This is a genomic window from Bacillus sp. GbtcB14, from assembly GCF_019091205.1.
GTDB lineage: Bacteria > Bacillota > Bacilli > Bacillales > Bacillaceae_G > Bacillus_A > Bacillus_A cereus_AG.
This window is the reverse complement of sequence record NZ_JAGXJT010000141.1, coordinates 1-274: the sequence shown is the minus strand read 5'-3', so window position 1 is coordinate 274 and position 274 is coordinate 1. Positions and strand designations below refer to the sequence as shown.

Below are 274 nucleotides of genomic sequence, written 5' to 3'. Positions count from 1 at the left end.
ATGACAAAGGCCTTCAGCGAACGGGGCGATCACGTTCATTATATCTCAACGGAAAAATACAAAAGCAGACTGGAAGGAGTAGGGGCGAAAGTTCATCTTCACAGCGATCTGCTCAGAATGACACCCATTGATCCCGGCAGTCCGTCCGGCATACTTGCATTTTTAAAGGTTCATATCAAAACGTCACTGGAGATTTTACATATTGTGCAGCGGCTGGCAGAGGACATTCAATGCGACGCCGTCTATTATGATAAATTCGGTGCGGGAGAGCTGG

General features: G+C 47.4%; 1 pseudogene. It reads left to right on the top strand.

The annotated features are described in order from the left end of the window. Nucleotides 1-274: pseudogene (locus tag KVT31_RS29565) on the top strand (macrolide family glycosyltransferase); the annotation flags it as partial.